This is a genomic window from Pseudoalteromonas sp. 1181_04, from assembly GCF_052850545.1.
This window is the reverse complement of record NZ_VXCS01000005.1, coordinates 148,016-169,904: the sequence shown is the minus strand read 5'-3', so window position 1 is coordinate 169,904 and position 21,889 is coordinate 148,016. Positions and strand designations below refer to the sequence as shown.

The following is a 21,889-nucleotide window of genomic DNA, read 5'->3' as shown; positions in this document are numbered from 1 at the left end:
ATTTTCATTTGCATTTGGTTGAGTGTAATAATCGAAAATAATGATTGGAGTTTTTTTATGAGATACCTTTTTATATTGATTTTATTGACTGTTCCCCCCCTAAGCGCGCAGGAGCGTATAGTGAGTGCTGGCGGTACATTAACTGAAATTATTTTTGCCTTAGATAAGCAAGATACCCTTGTCGCGGTGGATCAATCGAGCCTATATCCAAAGCAAGCGACACAGCTCGATCAAATTGGTTATTACCGTGATTTAGCCGCAGAAGGTGTACTTTCGGTGCGCCCAACTAAACTCTTAGCACTTGAAGGAGCAGGACGAGCACAAGCGCTTGCACAAATAGAAGCCACTGGTGTAGAGCTTATCCACTATAAAAAACCAAACTCAATTAATGACTTACTAAATCTTGTTAAACGCCTTGGTAAAGACTTAAATGCGAACAACAAAGCCCAAGCGCTGGTAGCCCAAATAAAAAATTCATTGCCCCCAAAAGCGACCATCGAAACACACAGCGCTTTATTTTTACTCTCAGCTAATGAGCGCGGGCTTGTTACTGCGGGCACTGACACGGTTGCTGACTTATTACTTGATTATGCTGGAGTCACTAATTTAGGCGCTACGCACAAAGGTTTTAAAGTAATAAATAACGAAGTACTTGCCGTAAAACAGCCCGATTTTTTAATCGCACCAGCCCATGTTGTTTATAGCCTTGGCGGTAAAGAGGCTTTTTGTAATCAACCAACACTGCGCTTATTAACAGCTGCAAAGCAGTGCCGATTATTGGTGATGGATAGCCTGCTATCACTGGGAATGTCGCCGCGCATAGCCACGGGTATTAAAGAATTAAGCGACTATAAAGCTACCTTATGAACACATTAACTTTGAGCCGTTTTAAGCCTGTTTCTATAGCTGCAAACCAAAAGTGGATGCTGCTAATTACTGTGTGTATTTTTGCTCTAGCACTACTGAGCATCGGATATGGCCCCGCAGGCTGGGATTGGCGTTTAGCCATCGCATGGATTGCCCCAGAGTATTTTAATCAATTTGATGCGCTACAAATCAATGTGGTCACGCAAATACGTCTACCTCGATTTGTACTAGCTGTATTGGTTGGCTTAGTGCTTGCCCAAACTGGCGCTGCAACGCAAGCTTTGTGTCGTAATCCTTTGGCTGATCCATCAATTATTGGTATTAGCGCAGGCGCAGCCATGGTCGCGGTCGCCTTTATAGCATTTAGCGCCCAGTTTAATTTTAATGCTCAATACTATTTACCTTATGCCGCATTTTTAGGGGCATTGTTAGTGACCTCTTTAGTGTATTTAATTGCTAAGCAGCATAGGCAGGTCAATATAACCACACTAATTTTAGTGGGGGTTGCGATCAATTCTTTATCCTTTGCTGTTATTGGCTTATTAAGCTATTTCGCTGACGATAGTGCGCTTAGATTAATTAACTACTGGACGATGGGCTCATTAGGTGGTGCCAATTGGGATGCCATAACTCAAGCAACACCATTATTGCTACTGAGTATTCTTGGTCTGTGGCGACTCAAAGAACCGATGAACTTACTATTGATTGGCGAGTCTCAAGCACAGTATTTAGGTGTCAACACAGACAAGCTTAAACTGTATGTAATTATACTCGTGGCATTAGGTGTTGGTGCCGTTGTAGCACTTACTGGCTTGATAGGTTTTGTTGGCTTAGTTGTGCCACACATTGCCCGTTTAATGGTTGGCCCGCATTTACGTAAAATGTTACCGCTGTGCATGTTATTAGGCGTTGTTGTGCTGCTGCTTTCTGACTGGTTAGCACGTTTAGTTGTTATGCCTGCAGAGTTACCCATTGGTATTATTACCGCGCTACTTGGCGCACCTTTGTTTATTTATCTGATCATTAAAACTAAGCGAGGGTAATGATGATTACTTTTAATAACCTAAGTGTTGGTTTTGGCAATCACAGTGTTTTAAAAAACATAAGTGGGCACATTGCAAAAGCTCAACTAGTCGCGCTGATAGGCGAAAATGGCGCAGGAAAATCAACACTGCTGCATGCTTTAGCCGGGCATTATGACTTTAAAGGCGAAGTACGGTTTAACAATTATCCTCTGAGTACATTGTCTCAAGCACACTTAGCCACTCAACGAGCAGTAATGATGCAAAGCAATCTTGTTGGCTTTGATTTTAGTGTATTTGAGCTCATTGCAATGGGACGCTACCCCTATGCCGAGTCTCTTAAAATGCAAGCTGAAAAAGTCCACAAGTATGCCGCACTCATGGACTTAACCCAGTACTTATCCCGCCGTGTCAGTAAGCTTTCAGGCGGTGAGCAACAGCGCGTTCATATGGCGCGTACTTTGGCTCAATTAGATGCTTTTTCTACTCATACCAAGCCTAAATTGATGCTGCTTGATGAACCTACATCAGCACTAGATATGCGCCATCAACATGCTCTATTGAGTTGTGTTAAAGCATTTGTAGAGCAGGGCAACAGTGCCATTATAGCCATTCACGATTTAAATTTGGCCAGCCTTTACGCAACCGACGCTATTTTATTACACGATCAAAAAATACTCGATAGCGGGCCAATAAACACAGTACTTACAGAATCTAATTTACAACAAATGTACGCCATGAAACTGCATGTTAATTTTCATCCATATAACAATGCACCCATGGTTTTTTCTCAACGTCAGGAGTTTTCATGAGAGAGCAAGCATTAAGCGATGCACAAAAGCTGGTTTTTAAAACCCATGCTGGTGTTATGTCGACTATTTCTTACAACTTAAGAGGTTATCCGTTTGGTTCGGTAACCCCTTATATGTGTGATGAGCAAGGCCGCATCTACTTTTTTATTAGCGATATAGCCCAACACACTAAAAACTTAAAGCACGATTCTCGAATGAGCTTAACTATTTTTGATGCCGCTGACCGTGGCGACCAAAACGAGCATGGCCGAGTCACATTGGTGGGCGATGGTTGTGAAGTTGCAGGCCCTCAGGCCGAAATACTGCTTAACAAATACATAGCGTTATACCCAGAAGCTGACAGTTATCGGAACGCCCACGACTTTAAATTATGGCAATTAGATGTTGTGCGAGTTCGCTTTATTGGCGGCTTTGGGAAAATATTTTGGCTTGAAAAAGATGAGTGGCAAAGCGCTGCTAAAAGCTGGGACGAAGATCAAGAACAAAGCATGATCACCCACATGAATGAAGATCATCAAAATGCAATGGCGCTAATATTAGCTCAGCATTATTGCGTATCAGATAATGCACCGGTTATGAGTGGCATACTGCCACAGGGGTTTTATATTCAAAGCCAACAACGTAATTATTTTATTAGCTTTGAAAACGTGTGCGAGACACCACAAGCAGTGCGAAAAGCGCTTGTTGCCTTAACCACAAATGCTCGCAATAGCATAGAAGAGCCAGCATAAGAAAACAAATGAATCACATGTGTGGTTATAACGCTTAGCACTACTAACCCAGTAGTGCATTTTCGGTATCAGAGGCCGCAGTAACTAAGCTGCGGCTGTTACAATTTAACACTGATGCCAATAAATTTAGTATGCACCTGCGCTGTAAATAAGCTCATAACTGTGGCTGTAAATCTCGAGAATGTTACCAAACGGGTCTTCCATGTAGATCATGCGATACGGTTTTTCACCTGGATAGTAGTAACGGGGTGCTTCCATACGCTTTTTACCGCCAGCTTCAACAATACGCTCAGCAAGGCCTTCTACATCTGGATCTTGAACACAAAAATGAAATATACCGGTTTTCCAGTATTCAAAGTTGTCAGCTGGGTTTTCTTGATTTTTAAACTCAAAAATTTCTACACCAATACGATCACCTGTTGAAAGGTGCGCTATTTTAAATTTTTCCCATTGTTCACCAAATACTTCAGTACACATTTCGCCTATTGGGCTTTTGTCTTCGGTAATTAAAGTCGGCTCCATAATGGTGTACCAACCCATTACTTTGGTGTAAAACTCAACGGCTTTTTCAACATCGGGGACCGAAATTCCAATGTGCGAAAAACTACGTGGATAGGTATGACTCATAATAATGCTCCTGTTTAACTATGCTTAGTTGATGGAGTTAGTTTACGAACCGACCTGTATTAAGTAAAATTATCATTAATCATCATTTTGAGTACGTTTTATAATGATAAATCCTACATGGTTACATACCTTTTGCACCTTAGTGGAAGTAAATCACTTTACCCAAACTGCAGAACGCCTTTATATGACCCAGTCAGGCGTAAGCCAACACATTAAAAAGTTAGAGCAGCAGGTTAATTGCGCATTGCTTGAACGCCATGGCAAGCAGTTTACCCTTACCGCACAAGGGCAAGGCTTATATCAAAAAGGAAGTCAGTTACTAAAAGAGTGGCAGTTTTTAGAGCAACAACTGCATGACGACTCACCCTACAGTGGCAATATAAAGATTCAATCACCAGGCAGTTGCGGGCTTAAGTTTTATAATCAATTACTTGATTTACAAGGGCAACATAAAGCACTCACTATTGATTATCGCTTTGCCCCAAACGAAAGCGTGGAACAGGCCGTTGCTAATCACAATGCTGATATTGGTTTTTTAACTCAAGCCCCAACACTCAGCGAGGTTACCAGCCATAAAATCGGCCAAGATGCACTATTATTAATTACACCAATCGATTACCAAACTCCAAGCTGGCAAAACTTATGCGAACTTGGCTTCATTGCTCACCCTGATGCAAAGCATCATGCGCAATTATTATTAAGCGAAAACTACGCGGAATTTGAACACATTGAGCAAATAAAGCGCTCTGGTTTTTCAAACCAAATTAATTTAATTCTTGAACCTGTCAGCCTTGGTCTAGGTTTTACTGTGCTACCAGCACATGCTGTGAGTGCATTTAGTAAACCACAGTTGATTAACGTCCATCCATTACAGCACCCGATCAGCGAATCTATTTATGTGTGTTATCACCGTAATCGGCCTTTGGCAAAACGAATGAGTAAAGTGATCGAGGTGATCAAAGCTGGGCTGTAACTGTTTGCAAAAAAGTGAAGTCGTTGCAACAAAAGGTTTAATCACCAACAAAAAATAAACCTTTTTTATAGCGTATTTATTAAATACTTCATGCTTTTTCTGTTAAGTTAATACTGAGTATTAATGCTAAAGGATAGTCTCAATGGAAGTAAAACAGCTAGCAAGTAAGACCTTAACCGGCTTAAAAGTAAGAACATGCAATGCCAATGAAATGAATACTGGCACAGCAAAGATAGCTGAGCTTTGGCAAAAATTTGGCGAAAAATATACCTCAAAACTCACAAAAGACAGTAAAGTCTTTGGTGTTTACACTAACTACGAGAGCGATGTGACCGGTGATTTTGATGTCATTGCCTGTAGCGATGAGCAATCAATTAACCTTCGTGATTCAGTAACAGTTACAACGCACGCAGGGAGTTATTTAGTCTTTAGTGGCGAAGGCGAAATGCCCGACGCTATAATTGATTTATGGGGTGAAATTTGGCAATACTTTAGCTCAGATGATTGTCGTTACACTCGTACTTATACCAGCGACTATGAATATTATAAAACCGCAACTGAAGTAGAAATAGCGATCGCAATTGCTGAATAAATAAGGAGTCTGTCGCTGTTCAAATGAGCGCTGAGTTCCTTTTTTTCGTGGGGGGGAGTGTGGGATTTCGCACTTCCCCAATTAAAAATAAGTCTACACTCCATACCTAGATCACTTTAACAAAGCGAATGCAGAGACGGTAAGCATGGCTACGACTGTTCTTATTTAATCAATATATGTTCACAAAATTAACTTGGCTTTAAAAAGAAAAGTAAATAAAGCTTGTTATATGGTTTAAGTTACTGTTATCCTGCTCTGCATCGGGTTGATAGAAAGCCCTGTTTATTTGTAAGTACCACGTTGTTATTAGTAATAATCCTTCGCGCTATCCTCAGTTAAATGCTTGTTTTCTTCCTGTTAAATTGCCTACATTAAGGCGAACTTTTATAAATTCTTAGGATTCTATTATGTCTACTACAACAACTGGTTCAGTAAAATGGTTTAACGAAGCTAAAGGTTTTGGTTTTATTGAACAAGAGTCAGGCCCTGACGTTTTTGCTCATTTCAGCGCAATCTCAAGCGATGGCTTTAAGACTCTAGCTGAAGGCCAACGTGTACAGTTTACTGTTACTCAAGGTCAAAAAGGCCCGCAAGCTGAAAATATCGTTTGCATCTAATTTTTAATTAATGGGTTAGTGATAACCCGTTAATGCACTATAAGTTTGAAAGAAATTCTGTTTATTTGTACGTACCACGTTGTTATTAGTAATAATTCATCGCGTTATCCTCAGTTAAATACTTGTTTTTTCAGCTAAACCGCCTGATTTTAGGCACACTTTTATTAATATCTAGGATATCTATTATGTCTACTACTACAACTGGTACAGTTAAATTTTTCAACGAAGCTAAAGGTTTTGGTTTTATCGAGCAAGAGTCAGGTCCTGACGTTTTCGCTCATTTCAGCGCTATCAGCGGTGACGGCTTCAAAACTCTAGCTGAAGGCCAACGTGTACAGTTTACTGTTACTCAAGGTCAAAAAGGCCCACAAGCTGAAAACATCGTTTGTATCTAAACGATTGTTTTAGTTAATACGTTTTAACGTATTAAAAGCCCACTGATATTAATTTATCAGTGGGCTTTTTAATGTCTGCGCTATTTTGCATAAAGCCAATCTAAACCTTGGATCAGCGTGGTTGGAAATGCCGTCGCATGTTTTGCGCCATCTATTATAGAAAACTGCAATTGCACCTGCTGATCATTACTTTGCCGTATTTTGTCAGCAAGCTTGTTCGCTCCCGTTACCATATCTTGCCCTTCGCCAAATTCAGATGTCTCTTTACTACCTACCGATAAGTAAACCCTAACGTTTTGCTTAGCTTTAGTAATCGGCTGAGATAGTATGCTCTCATTATCAAACCACACCGACGGGCTACCGATAATGTAACTTTCAAACATATTAGGCTGAGTAAAAAGCACATAAGCGGCAAATAAACCGCCAAGAGAATTTCCCACTAAAGTACGTTGCTTTGGCTTTATTCGGTAGTTAGCTTTCATATGTTCAAACACCACATCAGCTATAAAATCGATATGTTGCGCGGCTTTACCGGTCTCTAACTGCCAATCTTTGGCTTTACTTGGGGTGAAATCACGTATTCGGCTTGATGAGCCTTTAGATCCTTGCGAATAACCAATGGCAACGAGTATTGCTTCATCCATTTTACCGCTGTTCATAGGAAAACGTGTCGCTCCCGATGCCACTTGAAACGCATACGAGCCATCGAGCAAGTAAACAACAGGGTATGTTTTATCCTTATTTCGACTGTAGCTTCGCGGGAGCTTTATAAATACTGGATAGCTCACCTTGCTTTGCTGATCGATAAGTTTAACCACCGAGCTTCTGGGTATTTCAAATGCCTGTTCGGCCGCGCTACTAAAAGTGATAAGTAGCATCGCAGCTAATAATAAATATTTCACTATAATCCTTGTTTAGTTAAAAGCGTTAAAACAAAATTAAAAGTCTTCACGCCCTTGGAGCTCAGTAAAATCACTCATAATCCATTTTAGATAGCCAGCTCTGGTTTTTAGTAATTCAAACCACTGAGTCACTCGCTCCGGCAATGTTATTGCTAACCCCTGAGATGTTAGGCGATGTAAAATGGCTCCCACACAAATATCAGCCAGGGTCATTTTACCACCGGCAAGATAGGGGGCATGACTTAGCTGTTGTTCAATTATCTGTAAGCATTGCTCGCACTCTTGTATGTCCCGTGTGATTTGCTCCATACAACGGTTTTTTTGCGTTTTACGGTAATAGCCCCAAAATGTGGCCATAAAAGCAGGTTGAAAAATCACCTGTGACCAATCCATCCAGCGCTCATATAACGAACGCTGATAGGGCGATGCATAATACCAATCTGTAGTGCCATAACTTGCCGCCAAATAGCGTAGTACACTGTGCGACTCCCAAATAACATTATCGCCATCCACAAGTACCGGCACTTTTTGCAACGGGTTCAATGCTAAAAAGTCATCACTATCAAGGCCGCCAAAACGACCACCCACTTCAATATGCTGATAACTCATGCCCAGCTCATCCAGAAACCAGAGTACTTTTTGTACGTTAAACGAGGTTGTTCTTCCATAAACTTTCATTGTAATTCCTATTATTGATAATCAACCAAACTGAGATTTTCTTTTTTACACACGTTAATAATCGACTCTCGCTTAGCTAAGCGACGTAAATACTTGTTGAGGTACTCAAAAGAAAGCGGTGGTTGTTTTAGTTCATCCGCCCATATCGCAAGCATAAACAAGTAAAAATCGCAGATGCTAAGTTGCTCACCAACTAAGAATGTTTGATTTTCCAGCTGGGCATCCAGTAAAGCAAATATGTCGGCAATTCGCTTTTCTTGTGCAGCGACAATGGCACTGATATGACTGCTATCGATACTATGGCGCTGCGGATAAAAGTAGACCATGAGCTCAGCTTGCAAGGTATTCGTTAGATACATCATCCATTGCAAGCACGCAGCTCGATTGTGCTCACCTATTTGCGGAATAAGCATCTTAGCAGGATGTGCTTCAGTAAGATGAATACAGATAGCGGCACTTTCAAAAACGACTTGTTGAGCGTCCAATAATGTAGGTATTCGCCCTGCGGGGTTCAAGGATAAATAACTGGCTGCTTTATGAGCCTCGTTTTTTCTATCCACTAAAATTAATTCAAAATCAGTTTGCAGTTCTTCGAGGATAAAGTGCGGCGCCATACTGGCGTTGAGCGGGTAATAAAATAGTTTGTACACAATAAGTCCTTGTTACACTTTAATATCAACCATACATTAAACTACCACCGATTTATAATACTCTGTAAACCCTGTAAGTATATTTGTTGTAGCAATTGCCGATAAAATTAGCCCCATCACACGGCTAATAACGCTGGCGCCACTACTGCCAACCACTTTACTGATATAGCCCGATAGCAGCATTAATATATAAACCACAATCAAAACAGATAGCATAACTAACGCTGTTTGCAGTTGTTCCCAAATACTAAAAATAGCGTTTTCTGTTAACAATACAGCCGTTAAAATAGCGCCAGGACTGGCAATCGAGGGAACAGCAATCGGATAAATAGCGGTTTCTTTATCCGATTTAACAAGCAGCTTGAGTTCTTCTTCGGGTTTGCTATCACCAAATATCATACTCAATGCAAATAAAAATAAAACAATTCCCCCTGAAATTTGAAACGCAGGTAAGGGAATAGATAAGGCTTTTAAGATTATTTCGCCAATCACGACAAAAAATATCAGCACTGCGGCCGAAGCCAATGTAGCCATTAGTGCAATGCGCCGTTTCGTTTTTGCATCGTACTTTTCGGTCACGGCAACAAATACTGGCACCGTGCCTATGGGGTCAATAACAGCAAAAAAAGTAATAAAAACAGCAATAAAGTCAATCATGCATTTTCCACCCTATTTTAATAGCTGTTTAGAAAGTAACATTTTAATTTAAACAATTGGATTAATTTTAAATATTTATAAGCAAACTGCCACAGTTGATTAGCGCGCTATATTTATAGCTTAAGTACTGATGTTAATTTTCAAAAGGGCCCACCATTAAAAAAGGGTTTTGCATGGCTGTAGCTAACTTACTTTAGGAAACTGCATCTAATTTATAGATGGCTGCAATCGTTTTAAAGTATTGATCTAGATCTAGTTTTTAATCGTTAATATTCTATATTGGTATAAGGGATGAACTTCAACAAGGTTTATCAATCAAAGTATTACATTCAGTAGCAAGTTAATTGTTATGAACTAAGCTTTTCAACATAGCGATTTATAGACCGAGTTTTATATTCCGATAAAGGAGCTAAAAATGAGCAATTCAGGTGCGGGTAAATGCCCAATCATGCATGGTAGCAATACACAATCGTCTAATTCCAATACTGATTGGTGGCCAAAGGCCTTAAATTTAGACATTCTTCATCAACACGATACTAAACCTAATCCCTATGGCGATGACTTTAATTACGCTGAAGAATTTAAAAAATTAGATCTTGAAGCCGTTAAAACCGATTTAAAAAATCTGATGACACAAAGCCAAGATTGGTGGCCTGCCGATTGGGGTCATTATGGTGGCTTGATGATCCGTATGGCGTGGCACTCAGCAGGATCATACCGTTTAGCTGATGGCCGTGGTGGTGGCGGTACAGGTAACCAACGCTTTGCTCCTTTGAACTCATGGCCTGATAACGCTAACCTTGATAAAGCACGTCGCTTACTTTGGCCTATCAAGAAAAAATACGGTAATAAGTTATCGTGGGGCGATTTAATTATTTTAGCCGGCAATATGGCTTATGAATCAATGGGTTTAAAAACCTTTGGTTTTGCCGGCGGGCGTGAAGACATTTGGCATCCAGAAAAAGACGTCTATTGGGGCGCGGAGAAGCAATGGCTTGCGCCAAGTGATGAACGTTACGACAACGTAGCAAAACCAGACACCATGGAAAACCCGTTAGCTGCAGTGCAAATGGGGTTAATTTATGTTAATCCAGAAGGCGTAAACGGCCAACCAGATCCACTCAAAACTGCGGCACAAGTACGCGAAACTTTTGCTCGCATGGCGATGGATGACGAAGAAACAGCAGCGCTCACGGTGGGCGGCCATACGGTGGGTAAAACCCATGGCAATGGCAGCGAAGAGAATCTTAGCCCAGAGCCTGAAGCCGCAGATGTATTTGAGCAAGGCCTAGGTTGGAACAACCATAAAACGCGCGGGATAGGCCGCGATACTATGACATCAGGCATTGAAGGTGCGTGGACAACTCACCCAACTAAATGGGATAACGGTTATTGCTATCTACTGTTAAATTACGAATGGGAGCTTACCAAAAGTCCAGCGGGTGCAAACCAATGGGAACCGGTAAACATTAAAGAGGAAGATAAACCTGTTGATGTTGAAGATCCATCAATTCGCTTAAACCCGATTATGACCGATGCCGATATGGCAATGAAGATGGACCCAAGCTATCGCAAAATTATTGAACGTTTTTATAATGATTTTGACTATTTCACTGATGTGTTTGCACGGGCTTGGTTTAAACTCACTCACCGTGACTTAGGCCCTAAATCTCGCTATTTAGGTGCAGATATACCAAGCGAAGATTTGATCTGGCAAGATCCCATCCCAAGCGTAGATTACACATTATCTGATGCTGAAATTAGCGAACTTAAAGACAAACTGCTAAATGCAGGCATTAGCGCCAGTGACTTGATCAGCACTGCATGGGATAGCGCCCGTACTTATCGTGGCTCTGATCACCGTGGTGGTGCCAACGGTGCACGCATTCGCTTAAACCCGCAAAAAGATTGGCAAGGTAACGAGCCTGAAAAACTTGCTAAGGTGTTAACGGCCCTTGAAACAGTACAAGCAAGTTTAAGCAAACCGGTGAGTTTAGCGGACTTAATTGTACTTGGCGGTACAGCAGCCGTTGAGCAGGCAGCAAAAGCTGCGGGTGTCGATATCACCGTACCATTTGCAGCAGGTCGCGGCGATGCGAGCGACGACATGACCGATGCAGAGTCGTTTGATGTATTAGAACCAATTCATGATGGCTTTAGAAACTGGCAGAAAAAAGATTATGCTGTTTCAGCCGAGGAGCTACTTTTAGAGCGAGCACAACTGATGGGGTTAACAGCCCCTGAAATGACAGTACTACTTGGTGGGATGCGTGTACTAGGCACTAACCACAGTGGCAGCCAGCATGGTGTATTCACCGATAATGTAGGCACATTAAGCAATGATTTTTTTGTTAACCTAACCGATATGAACTATCGCTGGGAACCGGCAAGTAAAAGCACGTATAACATTGTTGAGCGCAGCTCCGGTAATACAAAATGGACCGCGACCCGCGTAGATTTAGTGTTTGGCTCTAACTCTATTTTACGAGCCCTTGCTGAATTTTATGCGCAAGACGATAACAAACAGCGCTTTGTACAAGACTTCGTTAATGCATGGGTGAAAGTAATGAACGCAGACCGCTTTGATATTTAATTAGAGCAAAAAAACAGTTTATAACTTAAGCGCGAGAGTTAATATTCTCGCGCTTTTTTATGCTTGTTTAACTTGATAACAGAATTACTTAATTATCTTTGCAGTCATGCAGTGATGTCTTTTTTGACATATCAATGATTAGACATTGCTCAGGTAGCGCATTGCTAAGATTACTATAAATAGAGAAAGCTTGCGTAAGTGCTATTTTTAGCTGACAAAGAGTCCCGTCATTATTACTTTTTCTAGCCAATTTATTTTTACATTCAGCCGTGCTATTTAATAATTCTCTCATAGTTTGGTAAGTCTGTTGTGTGGACTCACTTATATCAGCGAAAGCCAGTGAGCCGGCATTACGCACTAAATAAAAATCAGCAATAAAATCCAGCACTGTTTTAGTCTGCAATTGTTGCTGTTGTACTTTTGATAGCCCACTGTCATCACTCAGTAAGGAAATAACCTCTAATAACGACATTTTCTGTACTTTATCGCGAAAGTCCGCGGGCCACTCACGAGGGATAAATCGCCACCTCGCCAATGCTTGTAAGTGTTGCTTACTAAAACTTTGATAGTTCTTAGCCGTTAAAATACGTTTATCCCATACTTGTGCAGGCGCATTCTTTTGTAAATAGTCATGCTCTGTTTGGTAAGCGCTAAATAACGTATCAAAATGAGGCACATCATCAATCGTTATTGTATCGACTTTAGCGAGTTGGTTATTGAGAGTAACTAATTTGTAAGCAGGCCGATAAGCCGCTATCGAAGGGGCTTGTATATTAAATAATGTATTATGCTCAGTTTCAATAATTGCAGTGTCATTCATGTGCATATGGCCACCAATATGCAGCTTTAAACCTGTTTCTGCTAACAACTTACGGGTATTAAGTTCAGGCTCTCGAGCTAGCTGAAATGCAGACTCACCAAACAAAGATTTAATCGACTGCGTTTGGCCATCGTAAAACTCCCCCATCGGAAAATGACTAAACGCAACTAAGGTTTTATGTTGCTCTTTCGCGCGTTTAACAACATTGGTGATCCATTTCATCAAATAAGGTTTTTCAGTCAATACTTTGTTATAACCCGCATTGCCAGATCCTTGAAACACTAACGTGCCATTTTTAAACTCAGGAACATACACGTTCGCATCAATAGCCAATAACCAAAGTCCTGCAACAGGTTCAACTAAATAGCTGGTATCGGGTACTTGCTTACAACGTGATTGGTCATTCTGCGCGCATTGGGTATAACTGCGATCAGTGAGCAACGCCTGCTTGCCAAATGGTGTTTCCCACAGCAAATCGCGGTTATCTGGCTGCAAACCAAATGGTGCCATTATCTCTACAAGCTCTTGATAACCAGCATGCGCGATTTTATCGCTGCATACTAATGAGTGATTATCTTTAGCTACATGTTCACAACGAGGATGATCGGTTGAATAAATACCAATTTGCTGGCCTTTAGAACCCAAAAAGTCTGATTTTCCGCCGGCGGTTTTAAATGGCCGAACCGGATCATGATTACCTGGAATAGCAAAAAAACGCATACCGTACTTTTTTGCATAATCGTCTAGTATCGTTTTTAAACCATTAAGATGCACAGGTTGGCCATCATCAGTAAAATCCCCAGGCAGGGCAACTAGCTTTACGCCTTTAGCGGCAATATCATCAAGGGTGGCGATTAACGCAAAGTAGTTTTCATTAAATAAGCGAGTTGAATGAATTTGCGCCTGCATGCTGCGAATGCTCACCGCATCCTTTGCTTTATCGACTGGTATGCCCGCAAACCCCGCATCAGAAAAGTCCCCATAAATATCGTGAAAGTGAATGTCGGGAACAAAGGCTATTTGGGTGTTTGTAGCCGGCGCAGCAAAAAGCGGTGTACTGCTCAAAAAAATGAGCAATGAAATGAGAAACTTCATTTTAAATATCCTGTGACTGGAACACTTTAAACAAAAAAACCGGAAGCAAAATGCTTCCGGTTATTAGCTTTATAATATATTAAAATATTGCGCGAACACCTAATGCAAAGCGTCTTCCAGAGAACTCATACATTGATGGGAAAGCTGGATCTAATGTATATCCTTTAGTCGCTTCATCGGTAATATTAATGCCCTCTAATGTGAATTTTACTGAATCATTAATGCTGTAACCAAATGAGACATCTGTTTGACCATACGCATCACGATAAACTGGATACATATCACGCTCAATGTACTCTACGTATTTGTCTTTATAGTTATATGAAATACGCGCATCAAAGCTTTCATTTTCATAATAAAAAGTCAGGTTGTAGGTTTCATCTGCAAGCCCCTCTGGCGGGGTAGGGATACCTAAGTCAGATGCACCCGTTATGGAGTTATTTAATGTCGTGTAGTTAGCATTGACACCAAAACCTTCTAACATGCTACTAAAACGAGCAAATGGAATTTGTGCAATAAACTCAACTCCACTAACATCATACGAGCCTTCGGCATTCACTTTTTGATAAACATCAAAATCATAAACACCGTCAACAGTACCATTATCATTGTACTTAGTTACGCCATTAACAACACCAGTGAGTGATTCACGTACGACGCCTTCAATTTCTTTTTCAAAGTAAGAAACCGCTAATAAGCCGCCATCTTCTAAATACCACTCCAAGCCCAGTTCCCATTGATCAGCATAGGTTGGTTTTAAATCAGGGTTACCATCGCGATATTTAAACTCACTTAAGCTCACTGTACGTTTATAAGCGATATCCGTTAATGATGGACGCATAAGCGTTTGTGATGCCGCAGCACGTAAAACTAAGTCATTATTAAGCTCAAGGGTAAAGTTAATACTTGGCAGTACTTCAGTGTAACCACCACTTTTAGAGACTGGTGTTGACGTATAAGATGTTGAGCCATCATCATTTTGTACTTGGTGATAACCTGATGAATCAACTTTAGTATCAATATAACGCACACCGGTATTCAAGGTTGCGGGCATATCGCCAATATCAAAAGCAAAATCAGCCATTGCATAAATAGCCGTGGTTTTTTCTTCTACTTGATAATATTGGTCTGGTTCGAAATCAACACCAAAGCCTTCATATCTAAGTTGGTTACGAGCATAACGATTAGAAATTTGACTCCAACCTTGTTTAGACGGTACGTCAGATAGATACTCGCCACCATTAACCAAATCTGAAATATTAGTTAGTTCACTGTCAGCTAACGTACGCGTGCCTACCCAAGAGGTATCACCTACTGATGGACCTGTTGCTCGGTTAGTACCATAATTACGCTCTTTTGATTTGTCGGTATACCGCGCCCCAAACTGCAACTTGGTTAACGCAGGGAAGGAATCTAAGCTAAATTGGCGAGAGAAATCCAATTGAGCAGCATATTTATCATCTGAGATTGCTTCAAGATTAACTTCGTTATAGTCAAATAAATAAGCCTCAGGTGAGTTATACATATCAAATGTATCAGGATTATTACTTGGTATAGTTTCTGCGCCTGTGCTGGTATAACGTGAACGTGTTGCACGATAGGCTGTATGTTTTAAATTAGTGGATTCGGTTGTTTTATCTGCGCCACTATAACCCACTAAACCGTATATATCCCAGTCACCTACAACCCAGTCCATTGCAATGCTAAATTGTTGGTAGTCAGTATCACTACTGTGTTCTTTACTTAAAAATTCGTGTTGAGTAGCCGCATAGTCAACGTCGGTTAGAACAGTGATACCGTAATCACCTAGCGTAGAGCTATCATATTGATTAATGCGTTCTAAAGAGCTAACACTTGATGCGGCATAAGCGGATGCATCATATTCGTCTTCATGATCATCAAAATTACCCAGTAAGCCATCAAAGGTTAAGCTAAATTCGCTGCTAGGTTTATATTGTAATGATAGTGTTGCACCCCATTTTTCTTGCTCTGTTAAGTATGAACGATCGCCTACTTTATTTAAAAACACCACGCGGCTTGTTTCATCACTATCAAAGCGATCATTAATTGTTATACCGGTATCACGCTCTAATACGTCCGCAGCTTGGTCAGATTGCCATTGCGATGAGCCTTTCTTTTCTAAAAATCGAGAAAGGGGGCGAAAATCGATCCCTGAGTTACTATCAGTACGATTAGTCCGTTGAGAGAATGCAAACGAGGCAAGTGCCCCCCAATCACCAAATATATCACTGGCTAAAAAGGTTAGTTTAGGATCTGATTTTTCTGATATTTCGTTATAAGCCCCTTCGACCGATGCCACTAACTTACGGCCGTCATAATCAAATGGTCTTGCTGTTGTGATTGCGACTGAACCTGCAATACCGCCTTCTTCATCCGCAGCCGTTGATGATTTTTTTACAGTAACACTTTGAATAATTTCAGAGGCAAACATATCAAATTCAACATCACGTCCGCCACTGCCCGATGCCGTAGCAAGATTATTGATTGATACGAACGTAAATTCACTCGGTAAACTACGTACATTCACCTTTTGACCTAAGCCCTTATTACGCTCAATAGTCACCCCTGGCATACGCTGTAGCGCTTCGGCTAAGTTTTGCTCAGGAAAATCCGCAATATCTGAAGCGACTATCGAATCAGAAAAGCCAATATTACTACGTTTTAAATCAATCGCTTGCTCTAAGCTTTTAATATAACTACCGGTTACGACGATTTGCTCCATCGCTTGATCTTCTTTTTCAGTTTCTTGTGCATAGCTTGGTGCTACAAATAACGAGCTAAGTGCTAATGCTAACGGTGATAGAGTAAAAATTCGCTTAGTCATCATGTTGGTCCTGTTGTATGTATTACGACTTTAAATTGATTTCACTTCTAATGACGGTGCAAAAATTTAATAGGGGACGTATTTATTTGATGAAGTTTTTATGTCGGTTTTGCGACAGCGCGCTCATAAAAATGTCATCAAATGATCACATCAATATCCACTTTTTTGCTCTAGTATGGCGCCTAATTAAAGGAAAATGCTGTAAATACAATAAAATGATATCGCAAACACAACCGCCTCTATCGCTTGCAAGCAAGCAAAGTCAATCTCATCGACCATTGGTTAAATGTTTTATTGCGAATCAAGATGCATTAAAAAGTTTCTTTCGTCGGGCGGTTGGTGAACAAGCCGATGCGGACGATTTATTTCAAAAATTGTTGCTCAAAGCATTAAAAATAGAATGTACCGATCATATTGATAACCCACTAGCGTATGGTTATCGGATGGCACATCATTTAGTGATTGACCATCACAAAGAGCAAAGTAAATATCCCGAGTGCCTAGAGCATGAGCCATTAAGTACAGAGCTTTCCCTTGAAAACTTACTCGACCATGAGCAACGACTGCGTTTATATCAACAGGTACTCACACAAATGCCTGCGCTACGTCGTGATGTGTTTACTCGAAGGCGGTTACATGGCGAAAGCCGCCAACAAATAGCGCAAAGCTTAGGGTTCTCAGAAGAAGCGGTAAAAAAGCATATTTCCCGCGCGATGGATATGCTCAAAGACGCAATCAGCGAATTTATTGCCGACTAAGTGTCCCCTTAATGAACGTTAAGTCGTTATATCAATAATAGAGATAGATAGAGAAATAACATGGTCACCTCATCCAAACATGACGATGAAAATAAAGATCCACTTAAGCAAGCGATTTGGCAAGATGCCGCACTCATTGCAGCATTACAAAAATTAGACTCACAAACACAAGTGAATCAGCCAACACAGGCAGAACCTAGCCAAGAAAAGCCTTTTTGGTTGTGGGGAAGTGCGCTTGCAGCCAGTATTATTGTGGCCGTGGTTGGCGTTATGCAATTAAGCTCAGAGGTAACCCCTGAAGCTTCTTCGCTCGTTGCTGCACAACATTATTTTGCCACTGAAGCCACTGATATTACTTTGTCAGATGGCTCTGAAGTTGCATTAAATACACACACTAATTTGCAATTTAATGAAAACGATAAAGCCAGACAAGCAACCCTGAGTAAAGGCGAAGCTTATTTTTCAGTAAAACGTGATGAACAGCGCCCATTTACTATCGATACGGGTAACGCAACAATAAGCGTATTAGGCACCGCTTTTAATATCGATAAAACCCTACGCGAAACCACAATTGATGTGTTTCATGGCAAGGTGGCGGTAACCACACCAGATAACGCACAGCGAGTAGAATTAATAAAAGGGCAGCGAGCTCGCGTTCATAATAATCATATTATTGTAAGTACATTTAAAGCACAGCAGCCTGATTGGCAACTTGGCTGGCTTGATTTAGAAAATGTCACCATTAATGATGCTATTTTTCAACTTAATCGCTATACCGACAAACCATTAGTTCTGAGTAATGTGGATGCTAACTTACGAGTCAGCGGTCGTTTTAAAACAACCGATGTCGTTGGCGCGGCATCTTTAATCGCGCAATTAAACCAGCTTGAGGTTAATCGCTTTGACGACAGTATTGTATTGTCGCCAACAAACTAGTTTGAGCATATTTCTGCAGTTGCTGGCATTGTCATAAATTGTTCATTTATATTCTGCACACTGTCGTTTTATTAATGAAGTAGCAAGGCCGTTCATAGATGTTACGTATAAGCAGTTTTTTATGTGTAGCACTCTCGATTTTTTCTATTGCAGCAGATGCCGCAACGGCCAGTTTAATAGAGCAATTAACTGACCTATCTAAACGGTTTTCCACTGCGATAATATACAACACCTCATTACTAGCAGGCATAACCGTTGAGCCCAGTACTCAAACCACACTTGAGCAAACTCTTGATTTATGGCTGACTCCTAGGCAATTAAGCTGGCAAAAAACCGCTTCTGGCATCGTTATTTTTCAAACCGCAACATCAGTACCAGCAACGGCAATATCAATACTCGAAACTAACAATACGCAGGTGATTGAAGAAGTAACAGTAACCGAGTCATTACCTACACCATCCAATGGTGATGCCTATAACCACAATTACCAACAAGCAATTAACTACGCCCAACAAATAAAGAGTAACTATGTAGGGCAAAGCGAAATAGCAATAGGCGCAATGCTCAATCAACTGCCAGCTGAAAATCTTGCCGAGGCACTACAAGCAGTACCCGGCATAAGCATTACCCGCGATCGCGGTGAAGCCCTCAATATTAATGCGATGGGATTGGGTGCTGAGTATCAATTAACGCTATTTAATGGTCATCGCCTTGCAAATACCGAAAACGTTCGAAATTCAAACCAATATGGGCAACAACATCGCTTTGATATATTTAGCGCAGGGTTATTTTCAAATATCGCGGTGTATAAAACCACAAACTCAAGCCTTCCTAGTGGTGCAGTAGGCGCTACAGTTAACTTGCTCAGCGATGACCCCCTTGCTTATCAAGACAATAACCTACAAGTTATGCTCACCACCGCTGCGCTTGAAGGTGAACAAAACCTTCAACCAAGCTTTGGATTAACAGGCAATGCCAAAACAGCAGATGGTGACTTAGCTGTGATGGTAAAAATGAACTATGAAAACCGTCTGCAACGTCAGTTTCAGTTTGAAACCTGGCACTGGGGAGAAAATGGCGGCGCACCGCAGCCTTACCAATGGCCTGATATTAATAAAAACATCTTGGTGCCTACAGATGGCTTAGCACTGACCATAGAAAACGAAGATCGCACTCGCGCAACATATTATGGCGCTTTAGCCTGGCAAGCTACTGAGCGTTTAAAGCTTAATACTCTGTGGTTTAGATCAGATACTGACTTTTCGTTTGATGAGCACCGTATTTCAATTAACCCACAAAGTCAGTCAGCTCAAGCACAGGTTAACGATGAAAATAATAGCTTAAACCAATTTGTGTTTAACGATGTAAATGCCAAAACTAGCCGTGAAGAATCCAACTTATATTATGCCAACCAAACCATACAAGTTGATGCTAACTGGCAACCAAGTGCGCATTTACCCTTAACGCTTTCGCCATTTTACAGTAGCAGTAAAGCAAACAGTAAAACCAAAGAACCTATCTCTCGCGTTCATGGGGCTATTTCGCCTATGCAGGCAAACGTAGTTTTACAAAATAAATCGGTTGATAGCTTTAATTTTGCAGGCAACCTAGGGTTGGTAAGTAGCTACTCACATATTAATCAAATGAGCAAACGCACTATTAATGTGCTTAATGAAGTGGACGAGTGGGGCATTGATAGTCATTGGAGTCGTGAAAATTATTGGGGCTTACAAGCGCTGGATATCGGCTTTTTACATTCAACTCAAAATTATGACTACACCCGCAAAGATATAAGTTTATCGCCCTCGGCTTTAGAGCAACTACCTAATTTAGATGGTCGTTGGCTTGAACCAATCACTAATAAATTTTCAGCTGAGTTTATCAACGCAGATGTACAGCCTTGGCTAATCCCAAAAAGTGACCTTTTTCAACTTTATGATATTGATTTATCGTTCGCTGAAATGAGCGATAGTGACCGATTAAATAGTTACAAAGTAAGGTTTGTATCAAAGGAAGGATACATCTCTTCAAAGTGGCAATTTGAGCAAGTAACGTTAAGTACAGGCTTGCGATACAGCAATACATTAAGTGAAACAAAAGGCTCACAGCATGCAACAACAGGGGAATTAGCGCCCATCAATAGCAGCAATAATGATAGCACTTGGTTACCGTCAGTTAATTTAAAATGGCAGCCTTCGCAATTTTGGCAATGGCGGGCAGGCTTTAGCCGCTCTTTAAATCGGCCGAATTACTCAGATTTAAACCCAAAGCTGCATGTAAACTCAGGAGGTCTACCTTATGCAGAGCTTGGTAACCCCAATTTGCAACCGGTTATAGCCAACACTAGTACCCTCTCCGTTAACTGGCAACAACCAAGCGTCAGCGCACAATTGCTGGGCTTTAATCAGCACATGAATAACTTTATTGTTGAGCAAGCAGCAAGCTTTAATTATCAAGGCCAGCATTACAACTCTTTGCAACGTACTAACGATGGCCAAGCTCAAGTCAATGGCTTACAAGCAAGTAGCCAGTGGCAATTACCGCAATATAGCCAGTGGTTCTTACAAAGCCAATTATCAGCAAGCATCACCCATATAAACAAAGCTGATGTAAGCACCTTAGCTGGCAATCACTTAAAAGTTGCAGGAGTCTCTGACTGGACAGGTAACCTGCGCTTTTTGGTCAGTGATGATAAATGGCAAGCTGCATTTAATATTAATTACCGTAGTGACTTTTTGGAGCAACACGACATTAGTAATAATGCCAATAGTTATGTTGAAGGCTACACCAGCACAGATTTAAGCTTTAGCTGGTTTTACTCAGCCAATGCCAGCCTGCGCTTAGATTTATTTAATGCCACCAATGAAACACTCACCCGTACAGCAAAAACTGACGGCGCCAGTTCATTACTCAAAGCTGAAGAATTTGGCCGCCGCGTGGTAGTTAGCTTGTCATTAAGAATATAAGTTTTTGAATTTACCACACGTAAACAAAGATCGCTTTTGTAAACCCCCATTACGTTTTGAGTAAAAATAATACAAGCAACTAATGTTTAAAGCTAGCTTATGCAAACCCAGTAGCCGCTGAGTTAATGGCTTGCTAGTATCGAAATGATACATAACGATAATTACCTCATGCAATCCTCAAAAAAAGACGAAGATGGCCCAAATACACATGTTTTATATAGCCAAAGTGAAGGTGGCATAAATTGGGGTGAGTTTAAATCGGTATTAAATAAAGCAGGCACGTCACTAAAAGGCGTTATTGAACAGGATTTAAAAGCCTAACAACCGGCCTTTTAGTAAATATGTTAGCGATG

Annotated in this window: 20 protein-coding genes; 13 read left to right on the top strand and 7 right to left on the bottom strand. The window is 40.9% G+C overall.

The genetic code is table 11. The annotated features are described in order from the left end of the window. The first annotated feature begins 57 nt into the window (after positions 1–57). The 4 genes from FW757_RS05775 to FW757_RS05760 are packed head-to-tail and all read left to right on the top strand — an operon-like array spanning position 58 to position 3,432. Positions 58–867 (top strand): heme/hemin ABC transporter substrate-binding protein, encoded by an 810-nt coding sequence (locus tag FW757_RS05775; protein WP_446440972.1) that lies wholly within the window; start codon positions 58–60, stop codon positions 865–867. Further along, positions 864–1,910 carry a FecCD family ABC transporter permease gene (locus FW757_RS05770; protein WP_446440971.1) on the top strand — a complete coding sequence of 349 codons (1,047 nt, stop codon included), beginning with the start codon at positions 864–866 and terminating at the stop codon, positions 1,908–1,910. Before FW757_RS05775 ends, FW757_RS05770 begins: the two co-directional genes overlap by 4 nt. Next, positions 1,910–2,701, top strand: coding sequence for a heme ABC transporter ATP-binding protein (locus FW757_RS05765; RefSeq protein ID WP_446440970.1), 792 nt, complete (start codon positions 1,910–1,912; stop codon positions 2,699–2,701). The genes FW757_RS05770 and FW757_RS05765 overlap by 1 nt, the downstream gene beginning before the upstream one ends. Beyond that, complete coding sequence (locus tag FW757_RS05760) at positions 2,698–3,432, top strand: HugZ family pyridoxamine 5'-phosphate oxidase (RefSeq protein WP_182717315.1); 735 nt, start codon at positions 2,698–2,700, stop codon at positions 3,430–3,432. Before FW757_RS05765 ends, FW757_RS05760 begins: the two co-directional genes overlap by 4 nt. A 126-nt stretch (positions 3,433–3,558) precedes the next feature. On the opposite strand, the gene FW757_RS05755 is transcribed toward FW757_RS05760, so the two are convergent. Continuing rightward, complete coding sequence (locus tag FW757_RS05755) at positions 3,559–4,059, bottom strand: lactoylglutathione lyase family protein (RefSeq protein WP_149980329.1); 501 nt, start codon at positions 4,057–4,059, stop codon at positions 3,559–3,561. A gap of 103 nt (positions 4,060–4,162) precedes the next feature. Here FW757_RS05755 and FW757_RS05750 point away from each other — a divergent pair, with 103 nt between their 5' ends. From FW757_RS05750 to FW757_RS05735, 4 genes are all read left to right on the top strand, one after another. Beyond that, positions 4,163–5,032, top strand: coding sequence for a LysR family transcriptional regulator (locus FW757_RS05750; protein ID WP_149980328.1), 870 nt, complete (start codon positions 4,163–4,165; stop codon positions 5,030–5,032). Between the two features lie 142 nt (positions 5,033–5,174). After that, positions 5,175–5,624 (top strand): GyrI-like domain-containing protein, encoded by a 450-nt coding sequence (locus FW757_RS05745; RefSeq protein ID WP_145238947.1) that lies wholly within the window; start codon positions 5,175–5,177, stop codon positions 5,622–5,624. A 407-nt stretch (positions 5,625–6,031) separates the two neighbouring features. Further along, positions 6,032–6,241 (top strand): cold-shock protein, encoded by a 210-nt coding sequence (locus FW757_RS05740; RefSeq protein WP_149980327.1) that lies wholly within the window; start codon positions 6,032–6,034, stop codon positions 6,239–6,241. Between the two features lie 185 nt (positions 6,242–6,426). Then, complete coding sequence (locus FW757_RS05735; protein WP_016706518.1) at positions 6,427–6,636, top strand: cold-shock protein; 210 nt, start codon at positions 6,427–6,429, stop codon at positions 6,634–6,636. An 80-nt stretch (positions 6,637–6,716) separates the two neighbouring features. Here the strand turns inward: FW757_RS05735 and FW757_RS05730 are convergent, their stop codons facing one another. The 4 genes from FW757_RS05730 to FW757_RS05715 are packed head-to-tail and all read right to left on the bottom strand — an operon-like array spanning position 6,717 to position 9,523. Continuing rightward, entirely contained in the window at positions 6,717–7,538 is an 822-nt protein-coding gene (locus FW757_RS05730) for an alpha/beta hydrolase (protein ID WP_310736931.1), read from the bottom strand. A 36-nt stretch (positions 7,539–7,574) separates the two neighbouring features. Continuing rightward, complete coding sequence (locus FW757_RS05725) at positions 7,575–8,216, bottom strand: glutathione S-transferase family protein (RefSeq protein ID WP_182717312.1); 642 nt, start codon at positions 8,214–8,216, stop codon at positions 7,575–7,577. Between the two features lie 11 nt (positions 8,217–8,227). Beyond that, on the bottom strand, positions 8,228–8,866 hold the full coding sequence (locus FW757_RS05720) for a glutathione S-transferase family protein (RefSeq protein WP_446440969.1): 639 nt from the start codon (positions 8,864–8,866) through the stop codon (positions 8,228–8,230). 36 nt (positions 8,867–8,902) lie between these two features. Then, positions 8,903–9,523: a MarC family protein gene (locus FW757_RS05715; protein WP_182797648.1), complete on the bottom strand. Its 621-nt coding sequence runs from the start codon at positions 9,521–9,523 to the stop codon at positions 8,903–8,905. Positions 9,524–9,938: 415 nt separating this feature from the next. Here FW757_RS05715 and katG point away from each other — a divergent pair, with 415 nt between their 5' ends. Continuing rightward, positions 9,939–12,116, top strand: coding sequence for a catalase/peroxidase HPI (gene katG, locus FW757_RS05710; protein WP_182784039.1), 2,178 nt, complete (start codon positions 9,939–9,941; stop codon positions 12,114–12,116). 88 nt (positions 12,117–12,204) lie between these two features. Here the strand turns inward: katG and FW757_RS05705 are convergent, their stop codons facing one another. Both FW757_RS05705 and FW757_RS05700 read right to left on the bottom strand, forming a co-directional pair. Then, a complete protein-coding gene (locus tag FW757_RS05705; RefSeq protein WP_446440968.1) occupies positions 12,205–14,031 on the bottom strand; it encodes a metallophosphoesterase in 1,827 nt (608 codons plus the stop codon). 79 nt (positions 14,032–14,110) lie between these two features. Then, complete coding sequence (locus FW757_RS05700; RefSeq protein ID WP_259399177.1) at positions 14,111–16,879, bottom strand: TonB-dependent receptor; 2,769 nt, start codon at positions 16,877–16,879, stop codon at positions 14,111–14,113. A 212-nt stretch (positions 16,880–17,091) separates the two neighbouring features. On the opposite strand from FW757_RS05700, the gene FW757_RS05695 reads away from it, so the two are divergent. From FW757_RS05695 to FW757_RS05680, 4 genes are all read left to right on the top strand, one after another. Continuing rightward, positions 17,092–17,634 (top strand): RNA polymerase sigma factor, encoded by a 543-nt coding sequence (locus tag FW757_RS05695; protein WP_182717308.1) that lies wholly within the window; start codon positions 17,092–17,094, stop codon positions 17,632–17,634. A gap of 60 nt (positions 17,635–17,694) precedes the next feature. Beyond that, complete coding sequence (locus FW757_RS05690) at positions 17,695–18,570, top strand: FecR family protein (protein ID WP_446440967.1); 876 nt, start codon at positions 17,695–17,697, stop codon at positions 18,568–18,570. Between the two features lie 98 nt (positions 18,571–18,668). After that, on the top strand, positions 18,669–21,536 hold the full coding sequence (locus tag FW757_RS05685) for a TonB-dependent receptor (protein WP_446440966.1): 2,868 nt from the start codon (positions 18,669–18,671) through the stop codon (positions 21,534–21,536). A 168-nt stretch (positions 21,537–21,704) separates the two neighbouring features. Further along, entirely contained in the window at positions 21,705–21,857 is a 153-nt protein-coding gene (locus FW757_RS05680; protein WP_182739331.1) for a hypothetical protein, read from the top strand. Positions 21,858–21,889: the final 32 nt, after the last annotated feature.

Excerpts from the sequence above, each read along its gene's own strand:
- FW757_RS05765 (WP_446440970.1), top strand. The coding sequence starts at position 1,910 with ATGATGATTACTTTTAATAACCTAAGTGTTGGTTTTGGCAATCACAGT.
- FW757_RS05725 (WP_182717312.1), bottom strand. The coding sequence starts at position 8,216 with ATGAAAGTTTATGGAAGAACAACCTCGTTTAACGTACAAAAAGTACTC.
- FW757_RS05695 (WP_182717308.1), top strand. The coding sequence starts at position 17,092 with ATGATATCGCAAACACAACCGCCTCTATCGCTTGCAAGCAAGCAAAGT.
- FW757_RS05755 (WP_149980329.1), bottom strand. The coding sequence starts at position 4,059 with ATGAGTCATACCTATCCACGTAGTTTTTCGCACATTGGAATTTCGGTC.
- FW757_RS05715 (WP_182797648.1), bottom strand. The coding sequence starts at position 9,523 with ATGATTGACTTTATTGCTGTTTTTATTACTTTTTTTGCTGTTATTGAC.
- FW757_RS05770 (WP_446440971.1), top strand. The coding sequence starts at position 864 with ATGAACACATTAACTTTGAGCCGTTTTAAGCCTGTTTCTATAGCTGCA.
- FW757_RS05705 (WP_446440968.1), bottom strand. The coding sequence starts at position 14,031 with ATGAAGTTTCTCATTTCATTGCTCATTTTTTTGAGCAGTACACCGCTT.
- FW757_RS05760 (WP_182717315.1), top strand. The coding sequence starts at position 2,698 with ATGAGAGAGCAAGCATTAAGCGATGCACAAAAGCTGGTTTTTAAAACC.
- FW757_RS05750 (WP_149980328.1), top strand. The coding sequence starts at position 4,163 with ATGATAAATCCTACATGGTTACATACCTTTTGCACCTTAGTGGAAGTA.
- katG (WP_182784039.1), top strand. The coding sequence starts at position 9,939 with ATGAGCAATTCAGGTGCGGGTAAATGCCCAATCATGCATGGTAGCAAT.
- FW757_RS05745 (WP_145238947.1), top strand. The coding sequence starts at position 5,175 with ATGGAAGTAAAACAGCTAGCAAGTAAGACCTTAACCGGCTTAAAAGTA.
- FW757_RS05700 (WP_259399177.1), bottom strand. The coding sequence starts at position 16,879 with ATGATGACTAAGCGAATTTTTACTCTATCACCGTTAGCATTAGCACTT.
- FW757_RS05740 (WP_149980327.1), top strand. The coding sequence starts at position 6,032 with ATGTCTACTACAACAACTGGTTCAGTAAAATGGTTTAACGAAGCTAAA.
- FW757_RS05690 (WP_446440967.1), top strand. The coding sequence starts at position 17,695 with ATGGTCACCTCATCCAAACATGACGATGAAAATAAAGATCCACTTAAG.
- FW757_RS05680 (WP_182739331.1), top strand. The coding sequence starts at position 21,705 with ATGCAATCCTCAAAAAAAGACGAAGATGGCCCAAATACACATGTTTTA.
- FW757_RS05735 (WP_016706518.1), top strand. The coding sequence starts at position 6,427 with ATGTCTACTACTACAACTGGTACAGTTAAATTTTTCAACGAAGCTAAA.
- FW757_RS05775 (WP_446440972.1), top strand. The coding sequence starts at position 58 with ATGAGATACCTTTTTATATTGATTTTATTGACTGTTCCCCCCCTAAGC.
- FW757_RS05685 (WP_446440966.1), top strand. The coding sequence starts at position 18,669 with ATGTTACGTATAAGCAGTTTTTTATGTGTAGCACTCTCGATTTTTTCT.